General features: G+C 36.0%; 22 protein-coding genes. 14 read left to right on the top strand and 8 right to left on the bottom strand.

The annotated features are described in order from the left end of the window. Positions 1-61: 61 nt before the first annotated feature. The 6 genes from NBX25_RS14395 to NBX25_RS14370 all read left to right on the top strand — a co-directional run bounded on the left by NBX25_RS14395 (position 62) and on the right by NBX25_RS14370 (position 7,640). Positions 62-736: a response regulator transcription factor gene (locus NBX25_RS14395; RefSeq protein WP_123855891.1), complete on the top strand. Its 675-nt coding sequence runs from the start codon at positions 62-64 to the stop codon at positions 734-736. 209 nt (positions 737-945) lie between these two features. Continuing rightward, the gene (porY, locus tag NBX25_RS14390) at positions 946-2,241 is read left to right on the top strand and encodes a sensor histidine kinase (RefSeq protein ID WP_250254142.1); all 1,296 of its coding nucleotides are present in this window, start codon (positions 946-948) and stop codon (positions 2,239-2,241) included. A gap of 94 nt (positions 2,242-2,335) precedes the next feature. Then, positions 2,336-3,370: a sulfite exporter TauE/SafE family protein gene (locus NBX25_RS14385; RefSeq protein WP_250254141.1), complete on the top strand. Its 1,035-nt coding sequence runs from the start codon at positions 2,336-2,338 to the stop codon at positions 3,368-3,370. A 237-nt stretch (positions 3,371-3,607) separates the two neighbouring features. Next, positions 3,608-4,360, top strand: a complete 753-nt coding sequence (locus NBX25_RS14380; protein WP_250254140.1) for a COG4705 family protein — start codon at positions 3,608-3,610, stop codon at positions 4,358-4,360. Positions 4,361-4,403: 43 nt separating this feature from the next. Continuing rightward, positions 4,404-6,821 carry a TonB-dependent receptor domain-containing protein gene (locus NBX25_RS14375; protein WP_250254139.1) on the top strand — a complete coding sequence of 806 codons (2,418 nt, stop codon included), beginning with the start codon at positions 4,404-4,406 and terminating at the stop codon, positions 6,819-6,821. 21 nt (positions 6,822-6,842) lie between these two features. Beyond that, complete coding sequence (locus NBX25_RS14370; RefSeq protein WP_250254138.1) at positions 6,843-7,640, top strand: phosphatase PAP2 family protein; 798 nt, start codon at positions 6,843-6,845, stop codon at positions 7,638-7,640. 316 nt (positions 7,641-7,956) lie between these two features. Here the strand turns inward: NBX25_RS14370 and NBX25_RS14365 are convergent, their stop codons facing one another. Then, positions 7,957-8,880, bottom strand: coding sequence for an alpha/beta hydrolase (locus NBX25_RS14365; protein WP_250254137.1), 924 nt, complete (start codon positions 8,878-8,880; stop codon positions 7,957-7,959). Between the two features lie 241 nt (positions 8,881-9,121). On the opposite strand from NBX25_RS14365, the gene NBX25_RS14360 reads away from it, so the two are divergent. Continuing rightward, entirely contained in the window at positions 9,122-10,729 is a 1,608-nt protein-coding gene (locus NBX25_RS14360; RefSeq protein ID WP_250254136.1) for a T9SS type A sorting domain-containing protein, read from the top strand. A gap of 222 nt (positions 10,730-10,951) precedes the next feature. Here NBX25_RS14360 and NBX25_RS14355 read toward each other — a convergent pair whose 3' ends face one another. From NBX25_RS14355 to NBX25_RS14345, 3 genes are all read right to left on the bottom strand, one after another. After that, positions 10,952-11,755, bottom strand: a complete 804-nt coding sequence (locus tag NBX25_RS14355; protein ID WP_250254135.1) for an SDR family oxidoreductase — start codon at positions 11,753-11,755, stop codon at positions 10,952-10,954. Between the two features lie 25 nt (positions 11,756-11,780). Then, on the bottom strand, positions 11,781-13,442 hold the full coding sequence (locus NBX25_RS14350) for an FAD-binding dehydrogenase (RefSeq protein ID WP_250254134.1): 1,662 nt from the start codon (positions 13,440-13,442) through the stop codon (positions 11,781-11,783). 135 nt (positions 13,443-13,577) lie between these two features. Then, positions 13,578-14,684 carry an SMI1/KNR4 family protein gene (locus NBX25_RS14345; protein ID WP_250254133.1) on the bottom strand — a complete coding sequence of 369 codons (1,107 nt, stop codon included), beginning with the start codon at positions 14,682-14,684 and terminating at the stop codon, positions 13,578-13,580. A 150-nt stretch (positions 14,685-14,834) separates the two neighbouring features. On the opposite strand from NBX25_RS14345, the gene NBX25_RS14340 reads away from it, so the two are divergent. From NBX25_RS14340 to NBX25_RS14315, 6 genes are all read left to right on the top strand, one after another. Continuing rightward, positions 14,835-15,110 (top strand): hypothetical protein, encoded by a 276-nt coding sequence (locus tag NBX25_RS14340; protein WP_250254132.1) that lies wholly within the window; start codon positions 14,835-14,837, stop codon positions 15,108-15,110. A gap of 82 nt (positions 15,111-15,192) precedes the next feature. Continuing rightward, positions 15,193-15,621, top strand: a complete 429-nt coding sequence (locus NBX25_RS14335; protein ID WP_250254131.1) for a rhodanese-like domain-containing protein — start codon at positions 15,193-15,195, stop codon at positions 15,619-15,621. Position 15,622: 1 nt separating this feature from the next. After that, complete coding sequence (locus NBX25_RS14330; protein ID WP_228412799.1) at positions 15,623-16,126, top strand: TlpA family protein disulfide reductase; 504 nt, start codon at positions 15,623-15,625, stop codon at positions 16,124-16,126. Positions 16,127-16,569: 443 nt separating this feature from the next. Further along, the gene (locus tag NBX25_RS14325; protein WP_123911445.1) at positions 16,570-16,956 is read left to right on the top strand and encodes a DoxX family protein; all 387 of its coding nucleotides are present in this window, start codon (positions 16,570-16,572) and stop codon (positions 16,954-16,956) included. Positions 16,957-17,032: 76 nt separating this feature from the next. Continuing rightward, positions 17,033-18,118 carry a sensor histidine kinase gene (locus NBX25_RS14320; protein WP_250254130.1) on the top strand — a complete coding sequence of 362 codons (1,086 nt, stop codon included), beginning with the start codon at positions 17,033-17,035 and terminating at the stop codon, positions 18,116-18,118. Next, entirely contained in the window at positions 18,099-18,800 is a 702-nt protein-coding gene (locus NBX25_RS14315) for a LytR/AlgR family response regulator transcription factor (RefSeq protein WP_250254129.1), read from the top strand. The genes NBX25_RS14320 and NBX25_RS14315 overlap by 20 nt, the downstream gene beginning before the upstream one ends. Before the next feature lie 337 nt (positions 18,801-19,137). Here NBX25_RS14315 and NBX25_RS14310 read toward each other — a convergent pair whose 3' ends face one another. Continuing rightward, on the bottom strand, positions 19,138-19,455 hold the full coding sequence (locus tag NBX25_RS14310; protein WP_123911443.1) for a DMT family transporter: 318 nt from the start codon (positions 19,453-19,455) through the stop codon (positions 19,138-19,140). A 300-nt stretch (positions 19,456-19,755) separates the two neighbouring features. On the opposite strand from NBX25_RS14310, the gene mug reads away from it, so the two are divergent. Further along, complete coding sequence (mug, locus tag NBX25_RS14305; RefSeq protein WP_250254128.1) at positions 19,756-20,259, top strand: G/U mismatch-specific DNA glycosylase; 504 nt, start codon at positions 19,756-19,758, stop codon at positions 20,257-20,259. Between the two features lie 3 nt (positions 20,260-20,262). Here the strand turns inward: mug and NBX25_RS14300 are convergent, their stop codons facing one another. The 3 genes from NBX25_RS14300 to NBX25_RS14290 all read right to left on the bottom strand — a co-directional run bounded on the left by NBX25_RS14300 (position 20,263) and on the right by NBX25_RS14290 (position 24,697). After that, positions 20,263-20,868 carry a DNA-3-methyladenine glycosylase gene (locus tag NBX25_RS14300; RefSeq protein WP_123855907.1) on the bottom strand — a complete coding sequence of 202 codons (606 nt, stop codon included), beginning with the start codon at positions 20,866-20,868 and terminating at the stop codon, positions 20,263-20,265. Between the two features lie 248 nt (positions 20,869-21,116). Then, positions 21,117-23,288 (bottom strand): S9 family peptidase, encoded by a 2,172-nt coding sequence (locus tag NBX25_RS14295; RefSeq protein ID WP_250254127.1) that lies wholly within the window; start codon positions 23,286-23,288, stop codon positions 21,117-21,119. A gap of 14 nt (positions 23,289-23,302) precedes the next feature. After that, entirely contained in the window at positions 23,303-24,697 is a 1,395-nt protein-coding gene (locus tag NBX25_RS14290) for an aminopeptidase P family protein (protein ID WP_250254126.1), read from the bottom strand. Positions 24,698-24,796 lie beyond the last annotated feature (99 nt).

The following is a 24,796-nucleotide window of genomic DNA, read 5'->3' as shown; positions in this document are numbered from 1 at the left end:
TCTCAGGCTTATTTTGTTGGAAATTCAAAATTTCTTCAAAATTTAATCATAGATTTATCGCATGAAAATTCTAATTATTGAAGACGAAGCAGAACTCGCCAAGAGTATTTCCGAATATTTATCTGTGGAAAATTATCTCTGTGAAAATGCTGCTACTTTCAGTGAAGCCATGACCAAAATAGATATGTTCGAGTACGACTGTATCTTATTGGATATTATGCTGCCCGATGGAAATGGGCTTAAGATTCTGGAGGAATTAAAGAAGCAAAATAAACAGGACGGTGTTATTATCATATCTGCCAAAAATGCTCTGGATGACAAGATTGAAGGTTTAAAATTGGGAGCGGATGATTATCTTACCAAGCCTTTTCACCTTTCTGAGCTGATGGCAAGAGTCTATTCCATTATTCGTAGAAAACAGTTCAGCAGTTCCAATGTTGTAAAGCAAAATGAACTTCAGATTGACCTTCTGGCAAAAACAGTAGCAGTAAATGATGAAATTATTTCTTTAACCAAAAAAGAATTTGATCTCTTAATCTATTTTATAGGGAATAAGAACAAAGTAATCTCTAAAAGTACTCTCGCAGAACATCTCTCTGGTGACTTTGCCGATATGCTTGATAATCATGATTTTGTATATGCTCATGTAAAAAACCTCAAGAAAAAATTATATGATGCGGGATGTGGGCATTATCTTAAAACGGTCTACGGGACGGGGTATAAGTGGGAAGCTTAAATGAGTCGCAGGATTCATGGTTCGTGATTTGGGATCTAAAAAATAAGTTTCCAGCTCCATTCAAAGTGAAAAAATAATAAAATATTTTCAACCTTTTAACGGGTAAGATCACAACCAATAAAATACTAAATTGCATACAGTAAAAATAGATCTCCATGTCAAAGTACACCAACTTTACATGTTAAATATTAAACCTTGAACTACACCATTTGAAACCTCTACTTAGCAAAACCACCAAACCTTTTATCATCTACGTCCTTATCGTTCTGATGATAAGTATTCCTGTGTATTATTTTGTAGTGGATACCATCTGGCAGGATGAACTGGATGAACATAATCAGATTATTGTAGAGAAAACGGCCTATAAATTCAATCATTTACAGCTTTCCGATGAAAAACTGGAACAGAGTATAGATCTTTGGAATCATATTCAGCCTGAAACCGATATTGAGAGAATTACCAAAGATCAAATAAAGAAAGACAGTGTTTATATTACAGAAAAACATCTGCCATTTATCTCTGAGCAAAAAAAAGAACGTTATCGATGCCTGAAAAAGGTAGTATATATCCATGATAAACCTTATCTGTTTACTGTAGAAACCAATATTGAAGAGTCTCATGAAACAATTGGGATCCTTGCAATGGTCACGGTATTCTTCTTTGTAGTAATATTGGTAGGAATTCTTTACCTGAACAGAAAGTTCTCCGCATCTATCTGGAAACCTTTCAGAAGCACTCTTAACCAGCTAAAAACCTTTAATCTTAACAGCCAGAGTAAAATAGATTTCCCAACATCTGATATCACAGAATTTCAGGAACTGAATCAATCTGTTCAAAAACTGATAGAACGTAATATCTCTGTCTATAAAACTCAAAAAGAGTTTACGGAAAACGCGTCTCATGAACTACAGACTCCACTTGCCATTATTAAAAACAAGCTGGATCTTTTGCTGCAGGATCAGGATCTTACTGAAAAGCAATACCGCATTGTGGAGGATATGAATAAAGCACTTACCAGAAGTTCCCGTATTAATAAGAACTTATTGTTGCTTGCCAAAATAGACAATCATCAGTTTGATAATTCTGAAAGTATTTCATTTGACCATATCCTAACACAAAGTATTGATATTCTTGAAGAACATTTTGAGCAGAAAAATATAGCTCTGGAGAAAAATATAGCCTTTAATGTTAAGGTAAATGGTAATAGCAGTCTCACTGAGGTTATGATTAATAATCTTATCATCAATGCTATCCGACATACCACTCCTAATGGAATGATCTCAATAAGGTTAACGGATTCTGTCTTTGAAGTTTCCAATTCGGGAACTCAACAACTGGATGAAGAATTATTATTTAAACGTTTTTCAAAATTATCAGCGGATAGTAATGGAAGTGGGCTAGGTTTATCTATCATCCAGGAAATCTGTAAATTTCATCACTGGATCATCAGCTACAGGTTTGAAAACGGCTATCATATTTTTTCTGTCAGTTTATCATTTTCTTAACATTTACAATCTAAAAATTCAAAATTAATTCTAAATCGGTTGGCATCTTTGTACTGAAAATATATACGTACTGAAGTGTAAATTTTATTTAGAAATGATTTTAAAAATTGCCCTTTTATTCGCAGGAACCATTCTTGCATTCTGGATCAGCGCTATCTGTGGAGGCGGTGCAAGTCTCATTCTGATTCCGATCCTGAATCTTTTGCTTCCTACCTCGTTAGTTCCTTTTTCTTTAACAATCGGAACGTTTACCAGTTCAGCTTCCCGTATTGCAGTATTTAAGCAGCATATCAACTGGAAAATATTTTTATGGTTTGTTCCATTTTCTATTCCAGCAGTGCTGTTGGGTGCTTATTTGATTAAATATGTAAACCCTAATTATCTGCAGTTAATCGTAGCATTCTTCCTGATTGCCAATGTGCCACAACTCTTTGCTTCTAAAAACAAAACTGAGGAAACTGGAAAAGAATATCCAAAATCGGCATTGGCACTTATTGGTTTTTCTGCAGGTTTCATTTCGGGAATCACAGGCGCTGTAGGATTGCTTTTTAACCGTTTTTATCTAAAGTTCGGACTTAAAAAAGAAGAAATTGTAGCCACCCGTGCCGCCAATGAAATTTTTCTTCACCTTATTAAGCTTATCATTTATATTTCATTAGGATTATATTCTAATATGGCTCTATGGCTGGGAATTGCCATTGCAGTAGCTGCTATTGTTTCTTCTTATACCGTGAAATATATTCTGCCTCACCTTAGTGAAAACTTGTTTAAAAAGATAGGATACGGTGCCATGGTAATTTCTGGAATTACTTTATTTACAAGCACATCGGGAAAAATTGTTCAGCAGGATCAAATTGAGATCAACTCTTCATCTACAACAAATAAAAATGTTTACACCATGTCCTGGAGAAACACGCGTGTGGTTATGGAATATAAAGCTCAAGGAGGAATAGAAATAGAAAAGAGTGTGCAACCTGACGAATTGTCCGGACATCTGAAAGAACAGTATCATACACTCATGGAACATTATGATGAAGTTCATGTTGAGAAAGTATATGTATTAGGAAAAAAGACCTCTCATGAATTTTATTGTTATAAAGACAATGTGCTTACAAAGTATAAGGCTTAACGATATAGAAACATGATGATGAAGCATTTTATCATTAAAGATAGAATGTGATAAATTCTCTCGCAGATTTTGCTGATGACACAGGTTGTATTATCAATCAGTATAGTTTTTATCTGCCACGAATGAACGAATAAATTTGATTTTCACGAAGTCTTAAAACAATTAATGTGTGTTAGGAAATAGAAAAGTGTACAAAACTTAACCTTTTGAAGGTTGGCCCCAATAAAAATAGATACAATGAGAACCGCAAACAAAGTAGCAGCAGTCACTATACTTTTCTGGCTTATGAAAATTGTAGCGACCACCTTAGGAGAAACCCTTGGAGATTTTATTTCCATGACCTTGAATTTGGGTTATGCTAAAGGAATTCTCATCACCTTATTCTTTTTTATTTTTATATTATCCATACAGCTCAGTGTCAAAAAATATATTCCGGCAGTATACTGGCTGGTGATCATCGCAACGACTACACTGGGAACAGAAATTTCAGATTTTATTGACAGAACATTGAAAGCCGGGTATCTAGCTGGTAGTTTAATACTTCTTTCCGGGCTCTTATTTTCACTTTTTTTATGGTATAAAAAATATCATACCCTTGAAGTATATCCCATTTCTGAAAGAAATAAAGAATTCTATTACTGGACAGCCATATTGTTCTCTAACAGTCTTGGAACTGCATTCGGAGATTTCCTGAGTGATAATTTAGGACTGGGATATATGACCGGAGCTTTTATTACCGGACTTATCATCCTGATCGTCGTACTGCTTCATTATTTTACCAAGATCAATCATGTCGTTCTGTTTTGGATTGCTTTTGTATTTACAAGACCCTTTGGAGCTACTTTTGGGGATCTTTTAACCAAACCGATTGCAAAAGGAGGGCTTGATCTGGGAACCATTAATGCCTCTTTGGTATCTCTTGCCTTAATGACAGTGATGATTTTTATTTCACAGCGAAAACAAAACAACAAACCATCTTTTCAAAATTAAAATTCCATACTATAAATAATAAGTAATTAAAGCCCAAAATATAATGAACAGATCGAAATTTTTACTTTTCCCAACTGTTGCTATCTCTTCTATGATTACAGCGCAAGTCACATCAGTTACTTTTTCCGGAAAAGTGACTAATAAGGATAAGGAAGCTCTTCCTTATGCCAACCTTATTTTAAAAAAGGAAAAAGATACAGCGTTTGTAGCCGGAACGATTACCAATGAAGAGGGAAGGTTTTCTATTGCTGGGGTAAAACCTGATCATTATTTTCTGGAAACTTCTGTAGCAGGATATGATGTATACAGACAATCTGTTTTTATCGGTAGTCTTTCTGAGTTTTTAGAGATTCCGACAATAGAACTTAATCGAAAACAGGAAAAGGAAACAAAAATCGAAGAAGTAGTGGTATCTGCTTCTAAAAAAAATGAACTGGATAACAAGCTTGATAAAAAAACGTATTCTGTAGCGGATAATATCAGCCAAAGTGGAGGATCCGTACTGCAAAGTATGCAGAACCTTCCCGGTATTACTGTACAGGATGGAAAAGTACAATTGAGAGGAAATGACAAGGTAACCGTTCTTATTGACGGTAAGCAGACCGCTCTTACCGGATTTGGAAGCCAGACAGGACTTGATAATATTCCGTCTTCAGCTATTGATAAAATTGAAATTATCAACAATCCTTCTTCAAAATATGATGCCAACGGTAATGCCGGAATCATCAATATCATCATGAAGAAAAATAAACAGAATGGCTGGAACGGGAAAGTAGGCTTTACCACAGGGCTGGGTTCATTGTGGGTAAGAAAAGAGAACTTATCAACCATCAGACCTCAATATACATTGACTCCTAAAATTAATCCGTCTCTTTCCCTTAACTATAGAAAAAATAAGGTCAATCTATTTCTACAAGCCGATAATTTATACACAGAAACGCTGAATAAAAATGAATTTGTAACCCGTACTTACGATGATGGAACGGTTATCAATTCTCAGCTGAAAAGGAACAGAAATACCAATTTCTTTACTACAAAAGCAGGATTAGACTGGAATATTGATGAACACAATACGTTAACGGTTTCAGGAATGTACGGAAGTGAAAAAATTATTGACCGTGGAGATCAGCCATTTTTTAACGGAGATCAATCTCAACGCCTTCGTCTGTGGCAATTTCTGGAAGATGAGCTGAAAACAACCATAATGGGAAGTGCATCTTATCAGCATAAATTTAAAGAAGCAGGTCATTTATTAAATGTTGGATTCAATTATACATTTCACAGGGAAGATGAAAAATACTTCTATGATAATTACTTACCTGCTTCTTCCGGAACCGATGCTTTTAAACTTTTGTCAGATGAGCAGGTATATGATTTCAACGTAGATTATATTAAGCCGTTAAAATATGGAAGAATTGAAACAGGAATTAAACTGAGAAGCAGAAGTATCCCTACCAATATGAACTTTATTCCCGGAGCAAATTCAGTACTGGATGTATCGGCTGGGGGTAAAGCGGACTATAAAGAATTTATTCCGGCCGTCTATGGAAACTATATTTTTGAGAATGAAAAATGGGAAGCAGAACTTGGATTAAGATTAGAATACGTAAAAATTGAATATGATGTGAACCCTAATCATCCTACTTATAAAAGTGATGGATATAATTATACTCAGCCATTTCCCAATTTTAGATTAGCTTATAAACTTAACGATCGTAACAAGTTTTCAGTATTTTATAACAGAAGAGTAGACCGTCCGAATGAGGTAGATATCAGAATATTTCCAAAATATGATGATGCCGAAATCATTAAGGTTGGAAATCCGGCATTAAGACCACAGTTTACGAATTCCATTGAATTGGGATATAAATATAATTGGGATAACGGATATTTATATTCTGCCCTGTATCACCGCTTTGCGAATGGAACCATTACCAGGATCTCCAGCATTGGACCAGGCAGTAATCTGATCTATGCCATCTTTCAAAATGCAGACAAAAGTTATAATACAGGGTTAGAAGCAATATGGAATCAAAAGGTTTCTGATGTATATTCATTCAATATCAATGGAAATATCTATCGCAACCAGATCAATGCCTTTACCGTTCAAAATTTATACCCTGAACCTAACACATTTTCTGCTGATAGACAAACCGCAGTGTCCGGAAATATAAAGCTGAATAATATTTTTCGTTTTTCAAAAGGGCTGAATCTTCAGGCTACAGCAGTTTATCTGGCACCGGATGTTATTCCTCAAGGAAAAATAAAAGCAAGATTCACTATGGATATTGGATTGAAAAAAGCAATTCAGAAAGGAAAAGGAGAGCTTTTCTTAAATGCTTCAGATCTCCTCAACACTATGGTTATTAAGAAAAATATTCAGGGGATGGGGTTTGCCTATACCAGCAATGACTATTACGAAACCCAGGTTGTAAGACTGGGATACAGTTATAAGTTTTAATTTAAAACCAATCTACGTCAAATGAAAAGGTCCTGTCAAAAATTACTGATCTATCTACTAGTTTTCACCTCAGTTATTAGCAAAATCAATGCTCAGAATAATGATACTATTATTGTTGAGCCTAAGCAAGATAGCCTGTCTGCTATCCATACCAATAAACTGAATTATAAAAGTTTGATTATTCCTGCAGTGTTTATCAGTTATGGAGTAGCGGGTTTAACATCAGATAAGCTTAAACAGCTTAATTTTTCTACCCGTACAGAGATTAATGAACATCAACCGGCACGAATGAACCTGGATAATTACACCCAATATGCTCCTGCAGTGATGGTATACGGATTGAATGCTATAGGAATAAAAGGAAAACATAACCTGAGAGACCGAACGATTATCTATGCTTCTTCACAGCTGATTTCTGCAGCGTTTACTATGCCTTTAAAATATCTAGTCAAAGAGGAGAGACCCGATGGATCAAACACACTTTCTTTTCCCTCCGGACATTCTGCGACGGCTTTTTCTTCAGCTCAGTTTATGTTCAGAGAATATAAGGATACCAATTTCTGGCTCAGCCTTTCCGGATATCCGTTCGCTATATTTACAGGAGTATATCGAATGTTGAATGATAAACATTGGCTGGGAGATGTTGTTGCAGGTGCTGGGTTTGGAATTCTATCCACAGAACTGGCCTACTGGCTTTTCCCAAGGATCGATACTATGCTGCGTGGAAAAAGTAAAGCTAAAAACCTCTCAAGTTCTACAATGATTATGCCTTTCTATCAGAATAAAATAGTAGGAATAGGACTGGTGAAGAATTTCTAAGTTAAAGCATTAAGGCTTTTCTAACCACTCCTAAATACAAATAATTATTGATACAAGAAATCGGCGGGCTATGGCCGCCGATTCTTTATACTCAGACTAAAAAATTATTGTATGATTTTTTAACACAAAATTTTAGAACACTTATGCTATATTTTTAAAGAAGCAAAGATGGAATCAACTCTGTTGATTCGATGAAGCAGATAGATAATATTCGCTTCACCAGAATCGATACGCATTTAAATAAAAACTTTGCGTTAAATTTAAAATTAATACAATATACTGTAGCACAACTTTTAGCATCTGATCCAAAATTGTACTATAGATTTGCTTGATAAAAAGGAATCAATTTATCCAATGCAATTTTTACAGGCTCCGGCTGGTCATACAGCTCGTAATGTGACCATCCTTCCGCAATAACAAGCTCTTTTTTCTCTGATCGGGCTCTTCTCATAATTTCCAGCCCGTCTCTGTAGGCTCCAAAACCTCCTGGCCTATCTCCGATAATCACCATCAAGGGCTGTGTCAATAAGACTTCTGCCAGATGAAAAGCATCCCAGCCCACCGCAGCGCTGCTTCGGGAATATAAATAACTGGTGGCTCCGTGAGGTTTTTCTCCTCTTGAGGTCTTATAATATTCTGTAGCCTCCAGTACATCAATATCTTTAATTCCTGCTGCTTTTCCAGCTTCCACAGATGGTGGTAAAAACTGACCTACCAATCTTTCAGCACCTCTTACTTCTGCAGTACGCTGTTCTGCAATTTTTTCCAATGCGTCAATAGGATTCCAGTTTCCAAATGCTTCTCTCCAAAGTCTTCCATAGTTAACCCCTGTAACGCTTCCTATAGCTTTGATACGGCGTTCTGTCATTGCTGCATTGATGGCATAACCACCACCACCACAAATACCCAAAACACCAATACGGTTTTCATCTACATAGGGAAGGGTGACAAGATAGTCACATGCACAGCGGAAATCTTCCACTCTTAATGTAGGATCTTCAATGAAACGGATGTCTCCGCCACTGGCACCCTGAAATGAAGCATCAAATGCCAGTACTATAAATCCTGCATCTGCCAATGCTTGTCCATACACATTTCCGGAAGTCTGTTCTTTGCAGCTTCCTATCGGATGAGCACTGATGATGGCTGCATATTTTTTATTCTCGTCAAAGTTAGGTGGGAAATACAGATCTGCTGCTACGTCCCAGTTAAGGTTTTTGAATGTTACTGATTGAATCATAATACTTGTTTTTTAATGATTAACACTGTGATTATTTTATGATACAAATGTACAGTCGCCCATTTTCAAAACAGGTAGACATATTACCTGAAAACGGATACATTTTACTGATGGGCTTTAAAAAAATCATTTCATATACCAAACTAAATCTAACAACACCTGCTAAAAATGATAGAATTACCGGTATTTATTCTTTGATAAACCCTATTTTTGCGCTTCTAGATTCAATAAACTAAAAACCATGAAATTCAATTACAAAAAAACGCTGCCTGTATTGGCTGGGCTCTTTTTCTCAGGCTTTAGTATGGCACAGGCTCCAGCTATAGAGTGGCAAAAATCTTTAGGAGGAACAGGAAGTGACTATGCAAGCTCTATCATTCAAACAGCAGATGGGGGGTATATGATTTCCGCAACTTCTTCTTCAAATAATGGTAATATAACCGGAAATCACGGAAATTCAGATTACTGGCTCGTAAAATTAAATGCAACAGGAACTCTTCAATGGCAAAAATCTTTGGGAGGAACAGGAAACGACTATGCAAGCTCTATCATTCAAACGGCAGATGGCGGATATGTGGTTGCCGGAACTTCCGAATCAAACAATGGTGATATAACAGGAAATCATGGATTTACAGATGGATGGGCTTTAAAATTAAATTCTGATGCCGGAGTTATTTATTGGAAAAAAGCTTTTGGAGGAACCAATTATGATGCTATCAGTAAAATGATCTCAACAACAGATGGTGGATATCTATTTGTGGGAAGCTCTTCTTCAAATAATAATGGTGATGTACCCGGAAATAATGGGTATATAGACTATTGGATCGTAAAAATAAATTCTGATGGAAATGTCCAATGGAAAAAATCTTTAGGAGGAACAGGAGATGACAGAGCTACTTCCGTTGTTCAAACTACAGACGGTGGGTATGTAGTTGCCGGATATGCCGAAAACAACAATGGTGATGTAACAGGAAACCATGGAGGGAAAGATTACTGGATCATAAAATTGAATTCTGATGGCGGAGTGATTTATTGGAAAAAATCTTTAGGTGGTTCCCATCAGGATTTAGCAACATCTATTGTAAAAACTTCAGATGGAGGTTTTATTGTAGCAGGTCATGCTTTTTCTAATGATGGAGATGTAACAGAAAATCATGACGGAACTGATTACTGGGTTGTAAAAATAGATGCAACAGGAAACATCCAATGGCAAAAAGCTTTGGGTGGAAGCAAAGCTGACTTGGCTTCTTCTATTATTCAAGCCACTGATGGTGGGTATTTGGTTGTGGGAAGCACCGCTTCAAATGATGGTCAGGTAACAGGATATCATCCCCCTTCAGGATCAGGTACCGGAGAAATACCTCTTTCTTATGATTATTGGGCTGTAAAACTTACTCCTACAGGAAATATTCAATGGCAAAAATGCTTTGGAGGATCGGGAGTTGATAGTGCGAATTCTGTCATTCAAACTACAGACGGTGGATATATAATTGCCGGAGGCTCTAATTCAAACAATGGCGATGTAACAGTAAATAACGGAAATGATGATGTTTGGATTGTAAAACTTGCTCCGGAAATTCAATTGGCTACTAGCGAGGTTGTGAAAGATGTCACAGCTACGATAAATGTTTTTCCTAATCCTGCAAAAGATCATATTACATTAAAACTTGATTATTTCACACCATCTATGGAAGTTACCATTACAGATATGTTAGGAAAAACTGTTCATCAACAGAAATTAGAAGGATTAAGAACAAAGATCAATACAAGTCATCTTGAAAAAGGGGTTTACTTTTTGACTCTCCCAAATGGGACACAAAAACTAACTAAAAAATTCATTATAGAATAATATTTATACTAAAAATGATAGAAACCACACTTTTTGTGTGGTTTTTTGCATTATATAAGGCTTCTAATGCTTATATATAATTTTCATTCTGATGAAGGAATAATCTAAGCTATAGATGAGATTCTTCTTTTGTCAGAATGACACAGCAGAATCACTAAACAATAGATCTTATTATAAAATTGTATATACTTACCTTATTAATTATTATTCAAATAAATTTCCTCAGACTACTTTTGCTTTTCGGATGATCTTTGCCAGCAGGGCAGGGAAGAAGCGTTTCAGATAAACGCCCAATACTTCTTTGCCGCCAATGGCTTTTTGATTCTTCTTTTTTTCAATGGCATTCAGCATTTTTTTTGCAAAAATATCCACAGGCATTCCATTATGGGTTGCGTCATCCATTGTTCCCTGTGAAGAGCCGTCACCGGTTACCGCATGAATGGAAATATTGGTTTGTATAAATCCCGGACAGATAATCGTTATCGAAATATTTTGAGTGTATAATTCTGCACGCAAAGCATCAAAGAACCCATGAAGAGCATGTTTTGCAGCTGCATAGCCACTTCGCATCGGTGCCCCGAAAATTCCCATAAGACTTGAAACTACAGCAACCTGTCCTCCTTTATTTTGAATCATATAGGGCACTACCGCTTTAGTTAATGCTACTGTCCCGATAAAATCAACATCCATTAAGCGTTTATCTACTTCAATATCAGTTTCCATCGCTAAAGAACGCTGGGATAGCCCTGCATTATTAATTAAAATATCTATTTTCCCAAAAGTTGCTATGGCTTTAGCAGCTATTGCAGGCATTTCTTTATAGTTCTTCAGATCTAATGGGAGTACCGCATATTGATTCACGGTAAGCCCGATACTTTCTGCCACTTCATAGAGCTGTTCCTCATTTCTGGAAGAAAGAATCACTTTTGCATTGCTATTCTCTACTAATTCTTTTACCAAAGCTTCCCCAATTCCTGATGAAGCTCCTGTAATCCAGACTACTTTATCATTGTAATAATTGCTCATTGTATGTCTTTATTCATTTGAATTATCATTTTAATCCGGCAATATACTTTCCGGCTTTCATTCCTGAAAAAATACATCCACCTAAAAATGTTCCTTCCAATGCCCGGTAACCATGCATGCCACCACCACCAAAACCTGCTACTTCACCTGCTGCATAAAGTCCTTCAATAGGGCTATCGTCTTCTTTTAAAACCTGTCCGTTCAGATTGGTTTTTATCCCACCTAATGTTTTTCGGGTTAAAATATTAAGCCGTACTGCAATTAAAGGTCCATTTTCAGGCAATAAAATCTTATGCGGAGCAGCAACCCTTCCAAGTTTATCTCCTAAATAACTTCTGGTACTCCTGATATAATTAACCTGTGTATCCTTTGAAAATTTATTATCCAGTTCTCTGTCTCTGGCTTCGATCTGGGATTTTATCTTTTCATAGTTCAGAAGATGATTACCTGCCAGTTGATTCATTTTCTCCACCAGGTCTTTCAGATTATCTGATACAATGAAGTCTTTACCATGCTCTTTAAAGGCTTCTACAGGACCGGGAGCTTTCTTGCCAAAAATCCTTTTCAGAAAAAGGGAATAGTCTTTATTGGTAATATCCGGATTCTGTTCTGAACCAGAAAGTGCAAATTCTTTTTTAATGATTTTTTGTGTGAGAATAAACCAGGAATAAGAATATCCTGTATCCTGAATGTATTTTAATGTTCCTAAGGTATCAAATCCAGGCAGGAAAGGAGCAGGAAGACGTTTTCCTTTAGCATCAAACCATAGGGAAGAAGGTCCCGGAAGTATTCTTATTCCATGATTCGGCCAGATGGGATTCCAGTTTTGTAGTCCTTCCGTATAATGCCACATCCTATCACGGTTGATGATATCAGCTCCTGCATCTTCAGCAATACCAATCATTTTACCATCCACATAAGCAGGAACTCCACATACCATATTTTCCGGAGGTGTACCTAATCTTTCGGGCCAGTTCTTCCTTACCAATTCATGATTGGCACCTATACCTCCTGAGGCAATGATAATATGAGTTGCGGAATATTCAAATGGAGAGATAATGTTTCTATTGGTGGCAACACCTCTTTCCTGAGCATCATTTTCCAGAATATCACCTCTCAGACCAACTACTTTTCCGTTTTTGACGATCAGTTCTGTAACTCTGTGCCGGAATTTCATCTGTAGCAATCCTTTATCTTTGGCTTTGTATGCTTTCTCAACAAAGGGTTTTACTACACCTGTTCCTGTTCCCCAGCTTACATGAAAACGGGGAACAGAATTTCCGTGTCCGGTGGAAGATCCATCACCACGTTCTGCCCAACCTACCATAAACATCAATTTGATTCCCAACTTAGAAATGTACTCATACTTTTCACCCGCTGCAAATTTCAGATAGGCTTCTGCCCATTTGCGGGGCCAGTAATCTTCATCACGATCAAAACCTGCGGTACCTTTCCAGTCCTGTAAAGCCAATTCATAAGAATCTTTAATTCCTATTCTCCGTTGTTGGGGTGAATTAATCAGGAAAAGCCCTCCGAATGACCAGAAAGCCTGTCCGCCTATGTTCTGTTCAGTTTCCTGATCCAGAAGCAATACTTTTTTTCCGGCATTGGTGATTTCCATGGCAGCAGTAAGCCCTGCCAATCCGGTTCCTATAATAATCGCATCAGGCTGGAATGTTTCTTCCATGATAAAGGTATTTTTTTAGTTCACAATACTTTATATAAATGTATAAAATATCTGGATTTAAATAAGCAAAGCACTTTCAAAAATCATAAGAAATTAGCATACATAGCTACAGGATTAGAAATCAATGAATACGTTTTAGGTTAAAGACCCAAATTCAACACTGGCACCAAGCTCTTCCAATTGCTTACGGTCATATTCAAGCCATTTGCTGTACCCGGTTTTGAATAATATTTTTGGCTTTTTACTGAGTTCAAGAGCTTCGGTTCCGGAGATACCGAATTCTTTTTTCAGTACAGCAATAACCTTCATTTTATTGGGGCCGATATCAGTAATGTACAAACTGGCTTCTGAGCCTAATAATTCATACGTTTCTATTGGCTCCGGGTCATATTCTTCCTCTTCTTCAATATTTGTATACACTTCTTTCCATAAAGGGTTTCCCAGATCTATATTTTCATTACAATAATCAATTAAGCTTCTTTTATCAGCTCTTAAATTCTGAATATCATTCAATACTTTCTGAAATGCTTTTAAACTTTCAGCTACTTGTATTGGCTTCCAATCTCCTTGTCCGTGATATGCGAAATATACAGGGAAATCATTTTTAGCTTCATTCAAATCAATAAAAAAAGGATCTGCAAAATAATTAGAAGCCAAAACAACCCAATCCGGTTTAAAACCTCCCGGAACATCATCTGTCAGAACTTTATTTTCCAATGAATTGTAATGGTACCCATCCTGGAAATAATAAATATGTTCCACAGACGCATAATTTTCCGGTAAGGTAAGTCCTTCAATAATGACAGATTCTTTCAAAAACTGCAGAATAGGAGGAAAAGAAGCTATTGCCTGAGCTAAAATTGTATTTTCTTTTTGTTTTTTCTCAATATCCGCCTCTGAAATGGTATTTTGTATTTTTTCAAAAGGAAATTTTCGTTGCATCCAATGCATCAGATCCCGATCCAAAACTTCAAAATACTTTTCCTGTAATGTTCCATACGAACTCAGATAGACTTTTGTATTTCTGCCATCTTTTGATATAACAGCAACCTGTCCTCCGGAATCGTCTGCAATAGGAATATATCCGGGAATAAATTCTTCAAATTCATAGGTATCATAGCGTTCCTGAATATCTTCCATAGTACGGAATACACGGACTACATCAGCAACGATCTCATCGTTGAATTTTTTAGTAAAAACTTTTATAAAGTTGGTCCAATGTTCAGGAGGATTGATCTTCATAGAATAAAAAGAAAACTTATTTTAAATCAAAAAAGGTACTCTTAAATACCTAAAACCACAGCCCATGCTTGGCTATGATTTGTTTTTCACCACTAAATTACAAAAAGAGAATTCATTTGATGTTTTATCTTTGTTAAAAATCATATTACAATGGAAGAACCTAAACCTTATCCGGTATTTGCCGTAGATAAAGATGGAAACCGATTCAGCATTGACGCAGCATCTATTATCATACAGCTTGAAGAAGAGGAGATTGAGATATCGTTACTCCCGCCACATCCTGTTTTCCAGGGAAAACTGACATTGACTACAGGTTCTGCTATTCAGGGACGTGAGCAGGAGAGAGGAGCAGGCACCCGACTGATTATAGAACCGGGAGCTTCTAATGTAGTCCATATTACTCCAAAAAAGAATGAAAACCTCTAAAATGCCTGTAATAATCAGGAAACAGACTCTGGAACCTTTTAAAGTTCAACAAATCATTTATATATTTGTGAAAAATAGAAGTATGAAGTATTTGTTTATGATGGTGTGCTTTTTGTGCTCCATTTTCAGTCAGGCACAACAAACACAGGATCCGTGGAAAGACAGTCAGCTGATGGATCCGGCATTATTAGCCTCAAGAATTGTAAAGCACAAGACTAAGGATTTATTAATCATTTCTGTAGGTCCTGAAGCTATCATTAAAGGTTCGGTAGACATTGGTCCGACCCATGAGCCGGAAAACCTGGAAAAATTAAGAACTTATCTTAAAGACATTCCTAAAAATAAGGAAATTGTAATCTATTGTGGATGCTGTCCTTTTGTAAAGTGTCCGAACATCCGTCCTGCATTTAATGTATTGATGGAGATGGGCTTTAAAAACGCCAAACTTTTAAATCTTCCTAAAAATATAAAAACCGATTGGCTGGATAAAGATTATCCAATAAATGATTAATATGAAAACAAGTTTTATTATATTGTTTTTGAGCCTGTTTTCTGGATTTGCATTCGCTCAAAACAAAATTGAAATAGGGAAGAAGGCTCCTGAAATAACAATGTCTAAACCGGATGGCTCTTCATTTTCACTTTCAAGCCAAAAAGGAAAGCTTATCCTTATTGATTTTTGGGCAACCTGGTGTGCTCCGTGTGTAGGAGAACAACCTGAACTGAAAAAGCTGTATGAAACCTATTCGGATCAGGTGAAAACCAATAAGTTTGAAATTGTGGGTGTTTCTTTGGATAAAAATAAAGAAAGCTGGCAGAAAGCTATTGACCGATTTACGATCAACTGGATACAGATCAGTGATTTAAAATTCTGGAAGAGCCCTGTTGCAAAAGCTTATGAAATAGATGAACTTCCTTTTAATGTTATTATTGATGGCGAAGGGATCATTATTGCGAAGAATCTTCATGAAAAGGAACTTGAAGAATTTTTAAAGAAAAATTTAGGTCAAAATTAAGACCGAAAGAATAACAATACAAAAGAGTGGTCAGGATGGCCACTCTTTTTACATTGACAGCTATTTGTGCATTAGAATCGACGCTGAATTTAGCTATTCTCACCAATCAGAAAATTATAGAGGGAAAATGTTTCCCAATTGATGAGTTTTTTCAGTCAAGTTTCATTAATTTCTGTAATTAATACTGAAAAAATAAGAATTTAATTTATAAAAATCACAATTAAGGGAATAATTAAAATGTTAATTTACCTTTAAATAAGCAATAAATCATTAATAAAAGAGGAGTAAATAAATATAAACATTTGTTAACTATCAGAAATAAAATAAGTTATAACAGATTATAAAGAATAATTTTTAATCAATGAAAAGAATTTCGTATGCTGTTAAAAGCAATTGATATACGATAAAACCTACTATTTCTACATGATAACTACCTTAGTTTCATGAAAAATAACTACTACCTGAGACTTGCACTCTCTGTTATCCTGTTTATGCATAGTGTAATCTCTATTTTGAGTGGAGATGTCAATCGTTTTGGCATGAACTATCTGGATATGATAGGGTTCTCTCCAATAGGGCTGTATCTAGCCTGGATAGTAAAGCTTACCCATTTTGCTTCCGTTTTCCTTATTTGGATAGATCGGTGTATAAAGCCTGTTGCTATTTGTAACATCCTGATTTTTGTGTTAGGGATCTACTTTATTCATTGGGAAAATGGTTGGTTTGTGGTAGGCGGAGGAACTAATGGGATCGAATTTAATGTTCTGTTAATCTTCAGTTTTATCAATCTCATGTTTCCTAAAATCATCTTAAGGAATAAAGTAGGGTAGTTTATAGATAGATCGCAGGCATTGATAGACTTTATATTTCTATATTTGACTGAATCTTATTATTTTATATTTTTAAATGGCAATAAGTGTAACATCAGATCGTAAATCTAAACTAAAAATTCATCTGCTTTTTTGGATATTGTATTATATTCTGGAAGTTTATCTTGACTTTTACTGGTCCAGATACCAGTTTCCGGATTTCATCTGGCAGTTGAGACTTCAGAATACGCTTATTCTTGAATTGGGTTATTTATTGATTAAAATTCCTCTTGCCTATTCCTTGTTGTATGTGTATGAAAAGATACATTTTACTAAGGTTATTCAATGTATTTTCTATATTCTGATCGTGATACTGGCAGTTTTAGGACACCGGGTTTTCACTCATTATATTATTTATCCTTATATCTATGGCGTTATAGAGACTTTAGACAGCAAACAGCCTTCCGGATTTATCAACGGTCTGGTTGCTTTCAATTCCTTTATGGATCTTATTTTTATGGTAGGACTGGTTTTCGGGGTAGAGATTACGAGGCAGAAAAACATGCTAAAAGAGCAGATTTCTCAATTGAAATCGGAAAAGCTGGATCAGGAACTTACGATGTTAAAAGCCCAGATCAATCCTCATTTCCTATTCAATACACTGAATAATATCTACGGAATGGCTCTTAAAAAGGCAGATGAAACCCCTGATGCTATTCTCCAGCTTTCCAAAATCATGCGGTACAATATTTATGAAGCTGCTGAAAAAAATATTTCTATAGAAAAAGACCTTGAGAATATTAAGGATTATATACAGATTCAGAAAATAAGACATCATCATCTTAGTGTACATTTACAGGAAAATATTGACAATCCTGCTCAGGAAATTTCACCGCTTATCCTGATTCAGTTTGTTGAAAATGCTTTTAAACATGGTATTTCCGAAAGTCTCGGAGATTCTTATATCACCATTGATATTGAACTGAAAGACGGAATTCTTACCTATCGTATTGAAAATTCCAAGGAAGAAATACCCCATCAGCATTCTACAAAAATAGGACTTAAAAATATCCGCCGCCAACTTGAACTGCTTTATCCTAAACACAAGCTAACTGTGAATGACAAAAGTGACCGATATATGGTTCAACTCAAAATTGATTTCAATGATACATTCAGCCTCTAAAAAATACAATTGCATTATTGTAGAAGACGAACCCATTGCTGCAGAAATACTGGAAACTTTTATTTCCCGTGATCCGGAACTGAATTTTATAGGAAAATGTTCCAATGCTGTACATGCAAGCAACCTTTTGAGCACTCATGAGGTAAACCTTATGTTTTTAGATCTTCATCTTCCAGTGGTGAAAGGCTTTGATTTTTTGAAACAACTGAAAAACCCTCCATTTGTCATTGTAACAACAGCCTATCATCAATATGCAATAGAAGGTTATGAACTGGATATTGCCGATTATTTACTGAAGCCCATTCCTTATGAACGGTTTGTTACAGCTGTTGGTAAGTTTAAATATTTAATGGAAGCCGAAGATGCTTTGCTGGAAATAGCTGAGCGTGACCATATTTTCATCAGCAGTGGTAAAAAACAGATCAAAATTATTCTTCAGGATATTTTCTATATCGAAAGTTTGAGAGAATACATTCATATTCACACTAAAACAGAAACTCTCACTTTTAAAATGCCAATAAGCAGGATGGAAGAAACCCTGAATCCCAACATGTTTACCCGCATCCATAAATCTTATATTATTTCCAAGCCTAAAATAGAGGTAAAATCTGCAACTATGGTACAGATTAAAGGGAAAAAACTTCCGATTGGGAGAACTTATAAGCCGTTTATTGATTGGTAGCCTATTTGATTAAGCTTGATCCCTTTTAAAATCATTCATAGACCCTAATTTCTCTTTGATAGATGTTTTTTTCAATTTGATAATTATTTATTGATCTTTGAAATAATAATAAATGATTAGAGAGTAAGGGCAGGAGGAAATCATGCTGAAGGAAGTCTAACTATCTTATCTCAACAAAATCTTTACAGATCAATGTACAGAAAATAACTGCTATTGATGTGAAATTTTATTACGAAGAAGCAATAATAAAAGTAAATATAATGTAGTTGGTTTATTATTCTAATGTTGAATAATGGTTTGGCTTAATGATTAGCAATAATCTTAAGCCATTTTTTATTTAAAAAAGTTTAAGTCCAACGATTCCCACTACGATCAATAATGCGGATAATAATCTCAAAATACTGGCCGAGTCCTGGAAAAATACAATTCCCACCAATAACGTTCCTACTGCACCTATTCCCGTCCATACAGCATATGCTGTTCCAATGGGAATACTTTTTTGAGCATACCAGAGAAATCCGCCACTAACCGCCATACATGCAATCGAAAACATGATCCAACTCCATTTATTATTTTCAGGCTGCTGAGATAGCTTAAGACCTAACGGCCATCCGATTTCAAAAATTCCTGCAATAATTAACGCAATCCAGTTCATATTATTTATTTTAATGATTAGGAATGAAAATCTATTGGATTAAAGAATTACAATTCAGCTTTAATGTTCATTATAATAGACTGTTTCACCCCTTTTTAATTACCATGCAAAGGTACCTGGATCTTTTCATATTCAGAGCGATAAACTAAATGACCCTGCAAAAAAGGCAGATAAATCGTATCATATTAGGAATGAAACGATAAACATCTTACCTCCAACCTAAGGTTGAGTAACCGGAATATTGATATCTTTAAGCTATAAAAATGAGAACAGATGTATCTTATTTAATTTACTTCAAATATGTTAACAGATATTATTATTTCAAATCTAGATGTTATTTTTTGTGGAATTAATCCCGGTTTAAAATCTTCTAATGATGGGCATCATTTTTCAGGGAGAAGCAACCGTTTTTGGAAGGTTCTTCATCGGTCAGGGTTTACCTCTTACGAAATTGAAGCAGTAAATGATACTGCAATTTTAGACTTTGGATGTGGTTTGACAACAGCGGTTGCAAGAGCTACGTCACGGGCAGATGAGCTATCAAAAGAAGAATTTGATGATGCACTTGAAGCTTTTACAGCCAAAATAACGGAATTTCAACCTCAATATATAGCTTTTCTTGGTAAAGCAGCCTATAAAGCATTTTCTAAAAAGAAAGAAATTCAATGGGGATTGCAGCCAGAGGATTTTTGTGGTGTAAAAGTTTGGGTGCTGCCTAATACCAGTGGTTTAAACCGAGGCTTTTCTCTGGATGATCTTGTTGTTTATTATAAAGAGCTTTATCAGGCCATTCATCCCTTATAAAATCTATATTGTATTCGGTTTGCTCACATATTTATTTCCCTTTATAAAAAAACGCCATGGTAACAGAGCATCTTCCTGCGCATAAGCAACTCCTATACGAGGTCCGGCAACAATATTATCAGCAGAATACTGAATCCCATGATCCTCAATCCAGATTTCAGATCCGTTCAGATCTTTTTTATTCAATGAGCGGTCAATCCCCAATGCTTTAGCAGCAGATCCGGGACCGGCCGAAATCGCAGCTTTGGAAGCCGGCATATTTCTCCTGAGTTCCATAATTTCCATCCCGATTAACGGCTCAATAGCTCTCACGAGAACCGCATGCGGTTCATCATCCACAGAAGTCACTACATTGAAAAGATGATGAATTCCATAGCATAAGTACACATAGGAAACTCCTCCATGGCTGTACAATGTTTCTGTACGATCTGTACGCCTTCCACCATAAGCGTGAGAAGCTTTGTCTGATATTCCATTGTAGGCTTCAGTTTCTACGATGATTCCAGCTGTTATTTCGTCATTAATTTTTGTAAAGAGCACTTTACCCAGAAGATCCTGAGCCAGAAAAAGAACATCTTGATTGGAATAATAGGAAAGTGGTAGTTTCAACTCGTTGATTTTTAAGAATTCTACCCCCAAAATTAATGATAATTTGTTAAATGAAAGGCTGGAAGATGGAAGAGGGAGGCTGGAAGTTATTATTTCGTTTATAACTTCTGAATGACATTTTAACTTCTTCTTAAAAGTAGTAAAAAGAAATCACATTGCTTTCTCGTTTCAAGTACTTCCAGCTTCCAGCCTCCATCTTCCTTACTCAAAAAAAGCCCCACATTACTGTGAGACTTCTATTGCATAACTTATCTTCCTCCCGGAGGACAATGTTCTTTTAAGTATTTGCTAAACATCGTAGCCAGGTGCAATGATGTTCCTTCACCTTCACTGATAGAGTGGGTTCTGTTAGGGTAGGACATCAGTTGAAACTGTTTATTATATTTTACCAATTCATTAATGTAAACTTCTGTGTTTTGGTAATGCACGTTATCATCACCTGTTCCATGAACCAGTAACAGATTTCCTTTAAGATTTTTAGCATAAGCCAGAGGAGAACCGTTTACAAAATCTTCTCTGTTTTCCTGTGGAAGGCCCATATAACGTTCCTGATAGATATTATCATAGAATAATTGGTTGGCCACGGGAGCAATAGCAATTCCGGTCTGGTAAATATCAGGATATTGCCCTAAAAGGTTTAATGTGGAAGAACCACCACCGCTCCAGCCCCAAACAGCCACTCTTGAAGTATCCACATAAGACCATTTTGCAAACAGCGCTTTTGCTCCCATAGCCTGATCACGGATATTAAGCTGTCCAATTTTACGGTAAATCGATTTTCTCCATTCACGTCCTTTAGGAGCAGGAGTTCCACGGTTTTCAAGGGAAACATATAAATAGCCATCCTGGGCCATATCGCCAATGTATAAACCATTTCGGCCGGCATTGAAATTATCTGTTACCGTTTGTGATCCCGGTTCTCCGTAAACCATGAAAACAATCGGATATTTTTTGTTGGGATCAAAGTTTTTAGGTTTTACCACCCATCCGTCTAATGTAGCTCCGTCTTGGGTTGTTATCTGGAAAAACTCAGCTTTAGATCTTGCCGGATCTGCTTTTAAAATACTCTTAGCAGCTACAAGCTCTTTATGTTGCGGTAATGACACCACAGCTCCTGTTGAACGTGCATTTACACTGCTATTGTTAAACATAGCAATTTTTCCGTTGGGAGATATGGTATATTGATTTGATCCGGTGTACGCTTCAGGAGTTATCTTGCTGGCTTTTCCGCCTTGCATACTTACTTTATACAAATATTTCTGAGTAGCATTATCAGGGGAAGCCAAAAAGTAAATCAGCTTGTTCTGAACATCAAAAAACTCAGGCTTTATCACATCAAAAGCATCTTTTGTAATCAACGTTTCTTTACCGTTCATATCTATCTTATAAATATGTCTCCATCCGTCTTTTTCAGAAAGCCACAGAAATTCTTTACCATTGTTAATCCAATCCCAGCCACTTGGATCGTTCTCATTCCAGCGGGATTTTATATCAATCCATGCATTATCTGTTTCTGTATAAATGGTTTTACTGCTTCCGGACTGAGCATCTGCTACCATAATTTTACTCTGATTCTGTTTTCTGTTCAGTTGCTGTAGAATAATAGATTTAGAATCCAGCACCCATTCCATTCTGGGAATATAATGTTGTACTTCGTCGCCTTCAATGTTTGCTTTCTTCGAAGATTTTGAGGCAAGATCATAGAACCAGATGCTGCATCCTGAAGGATTTTCACCTACTTTCGGATATTCTACAGGAACAGTAAATGAATACAGACTGTCTGTATTATTAATCATCAGGAAGTTCTTTGTCACTCGTGCATCCAGCTTCCAGTAAGCAATTTTGCTTCCGTCAGGAGACCATCTGAAGCCATCCTGAGTCCCAAATTCCTCTTCATAAGCCCAATCGAAAGTACCGTTAATCATTCTGTCTGTACCATCATTCGTAATTTTAGTAAGCTGATTATTGGAAAGGTCTTCAATGTAAATGTTGTGTTTAGATACATAAGCCACCTTTTTACCATCAGGAGAGAACTTGGCAAACATTAATGATGATGTGGGCAGATCTTTCCCAAGCTGAGTGAGCTTCTTAGTATTTTTATCAAAGATCCAGTAATCTCCACGGGTATTATCCCGCCAAACTTTCTGGGTGTTGGTAAAAAGCAATAAGCTTTTGCCATCCGGTGATACCTGAAAGCTCTGTACTTCTAAAGCGGTAGCACTTCCGGAAGGAATTAATTCATTATTACTTAAAAAAGACTGATCCTTTCCAGGATTCAGTACATCAATAATCCCAACGCCATTTTTAGTGAATGAATAATAAGCATTGCCATCAGGAGTCCATTGCGTCTTTTGTGCAGCCAATGGTGACAGACACAGGAAGTATAAAGCAATAGCCGTTATTTTTTTTATATTCTTCATATATTGAATCCGAATTAAGCTAAATGTTCTGCTCTGTAGTTTTCAATTTCATCAACAGTAGTAATCAGTCCGTTTCCTAGAAGTTTATAACCATCATCAGTAATCAGGAAATCATCTTCTACACGTACTCCGCCGAAATTTCGGTATTCATTTACTTTATCATAATTAATGTATTCTGCATTTTTATTTTCAGCCTGCCAGATATCGATCAGCTCAGGAATCATATAAATACCGGGTTCTACGGTTACTACAAATCCAGGTTCCAAAGCCTTTCCTAAACGTAAAGATTTAAGACCGAATGTTTTGGTATCTTTTGGTTCTTCTTCGGTATATCCAATATACTGTTCTCCAAGATCCTCCATATCATGTACATCCAATCCCATCATATGTCCCAGTCCACATTGGAAAAACAGAGTATGAGCATTGTTTTTTACGGCCTCTTCAGGATTGCCTTTCATCAATCCCAGATCAACAAGTCCTTCTACCAGATATTCAGAAGCTTTCAGATAAATATCTTTAAATTTAACTCCCGGTTTTAATAGATTTTGAGCACTATTAAATGAATTCAGAACAATTTCATAGATTTCCCTTTGTTTTGTACTAAAAGTTTTGCTTACAGGAAATGTTCTGGTCAAGTCACCTGCATATCCCATTGCCGTTTCTGCACCTGAATCATTAAGGAAAAGGTCTTCTTCCTTCAACGTATTAAGACGGTAATGATTATGTAATATTCCTCCGTTTATAGTAACGATCGGTGGATAAGACATCTGGCATTCTTTATTAGCAGCAAGGTATTGAATCGCATTGGCTATTTCATATTCTTTCGTCCCTGGTTTTGCCATTCTCATCGCCAGTAAATGCATTTCATTAGATACATTTACAGCTTCTTCTATTTGTACAATTTCCTGAGCTTCTTTTATAGAACGTTGTTTTACAACAGATTTAATCATCTCCACAGAAGGCTGCAATTCTGCTATTTTAACTCCTAAAAGATCAGCCAATAAAATTTTATTGGAAGGTTGATAGGGTGGAAGGTAGTGTACTTTTCTGCCTGATGATTGTGCTTTCAGTAAATATTGAGAAAGTTCCGAATAGGGTAAAGTTTCCTGTACACCAGACTTTTGGCTCTTTTCTTTCAAGGTTTCCTGTCTGCCCATCCATACGATGTCATCAATACTCAACTCATCTCCAAAAACAATGGTCTTATTTTCATCAATATCAATAATAGCCGCAATCTTTGGTTCCTGAATTCCGAAATAATACAGAAAAGTACTGTCCTGACGGAAGTAATAAGGATTATGTTCAAAATTAACAGGATTTTCTATATTTCCTAGAAACAATAGAATTCCACTCGCCACATTGTTCTGTAATACGGCTCTTCTGTCTTGATAAGTCTTTGATGAAAACATATATTATGAATAGTTTTTATTTTAAAAGGTTAAAGTTACGATTTTGTACTATTTACAACCCTTTATTCATTAAAATAATAAGTATGTAAAGTTTGGATT

Source organism: Chryseobacterium sp. Marseille-Q3244 (assembly GCF_940807095.1).
Classification (GTDB): Bacteria; Bacteroidota; Bacteroidia; order Flavobacteriales; family Weeksellaceae; genus Chryseobacterium.
The sequence above is the reverse complement of the archived record's forward strand: the minus strand, read 5'-3'. Positions and strand labels throughout refer to the sequence as shown.

Excerpts from the sequence above, each read along its gene's own strand:
- NBX25_RS14395 (WP_123855891.1), top strand. The coding sequence starts at position 62 with ATGAAAATTCTAATTATTGAAGACGAAGCAGAACTCGCCAAGAGTATT.
- NBX25_RS14385 (WP_250254141.1), top strand. The coding sequence starts at position 2,336 with ATGATTTTAAAAATTGCCCTTTTATTCGCAGGAACCATTCTTGCATTC.
- NBX25_RS14380 (WP_250254140.1), top strand. The coding sequence starts at position 3,608 with ATGAGAACCGCAAACAAAGTAGCAGCAGTCACTATACTTTTCTGGCTT.
- NBX25_RS14375 (WP_250254139.1), top strand. The coding sequence starts at position 4,404 with ATGAACAGATCGAAATTTTTACTTTTCCCAACTGTTGCTATCTCTTCT.
- NBX25_RS14370 (WP_250254138.1), top strand. The coding sequence starts at position 6,843 with ATGAAAAGGTCCTGTCAAAAATTACTGATCTATCTACTAGTTTTCACC.
- NBX25_RS14365 (WP_250254137.1), bottom strand. The coding sequence starts at position 8,880 with ATGATTCAATCAGTAACATTCAAAAACCTTAACTGGGACGTAGCAGCA.
- NBX25_RS14360 (WP_250254136.1), top strand. The coding sequence starts at position 9,122 with ATGAAATTCAATTACAAAAAAACGCTGCCTGTATTGGCTGGGCTCTTT.
- NBX25_RS14355 (WP_250254135.1), bottom strand. The coding sequence starts at position 11,755 with ATGAGCAATTATTACAATGATAAAGTAGTCTGGATTACAGGAGCTTCA.
- NBX25_RS14350 (WP_250254134.1), bottom strand. The coding sequence starts at position 13,442 with ATGGAAGAAACATTCCAGCCTGATGCGATTATTATAGGAACCGGATTG.
- NBX25_RS14345 (WP_250254133.1), bottom strand. The coding sequence starts at position 14,684 with ATGAAGATCAATCCTCCTGAACATTGGACCAACTTTATAAAAGTTTTT.
- NBX25_RS14340 (WP_250254132.1), top strand. The coding sequence starts at position 14,835 with ATGGAAGAACCTAAACCTTATCCGGTATTTGCCGTAGATAAAGATGGA.
- NBX25_RS14335 (WP_250254131.1), top strand. The coding sequence starts at position 15,193 with ATGAAGTATTTGTTTATGATGGTGTGCTTTTTGTGCTCCATTTTCAGT.
- NBX25_RS14330 (WP_228412799.1), top strand. The coding sequence starts at position 15,623 with ATGAAAACAAGTTTTATTATATTGTTTTTGAGCCTGTTTTCTGGATTT.
- NBX25_RS14325 (WP_123911445.1), top strand. The coding sequence starts at position 16,570 with ATGAAAAATAACTACTACCTGAGACTTGCACTCTCTGTTATCCTGTTT.
- NBX25_RS14320 (WP_250254130.1), top strand. The coding sequence starts at position 17,033 with ATGGCAATAAGTGTAACATCAGATCGTAAATCTAAACTAAAAATTCAT.
- NBX25_RS14315 (WP_250254129.1), top strand. The coding sequence starts at position 18,099 with ATGATACATTCAGCCTCTAAAAAATACAATTGCATTATTGTAGAAGAC.
- NBX25_RS14310 (WP_123911443.1), bottom strand. The coding sequence starts at position 19,455 with ATGAACTGGATTGCGTTAATTATTGCAGGAATTTTTGAAATCGGATGG.
- mug (WP_250254128.1), top strand. The coding sequence starts at position 19,756 with ATGTTAACAGATATTATTATTTCAAATCTAGATGTTATTTTTTGTGGA.
- NBX25_RS14295 (WP_250254127.1), bottom strand. The coding sequence starts at position 23,288 with ATGAAGAATATAAAAAAAATAACGGCTATTGCTTTATACTTCCTGTGT.
- NBX25_RS14290 (WP_250254126.1), bottom strand. The coding sequence starts at position 24,697 with ATGTTTTCATCAAAGACTTATCAAGACAGAAGAGCCGTATTACAGAAC.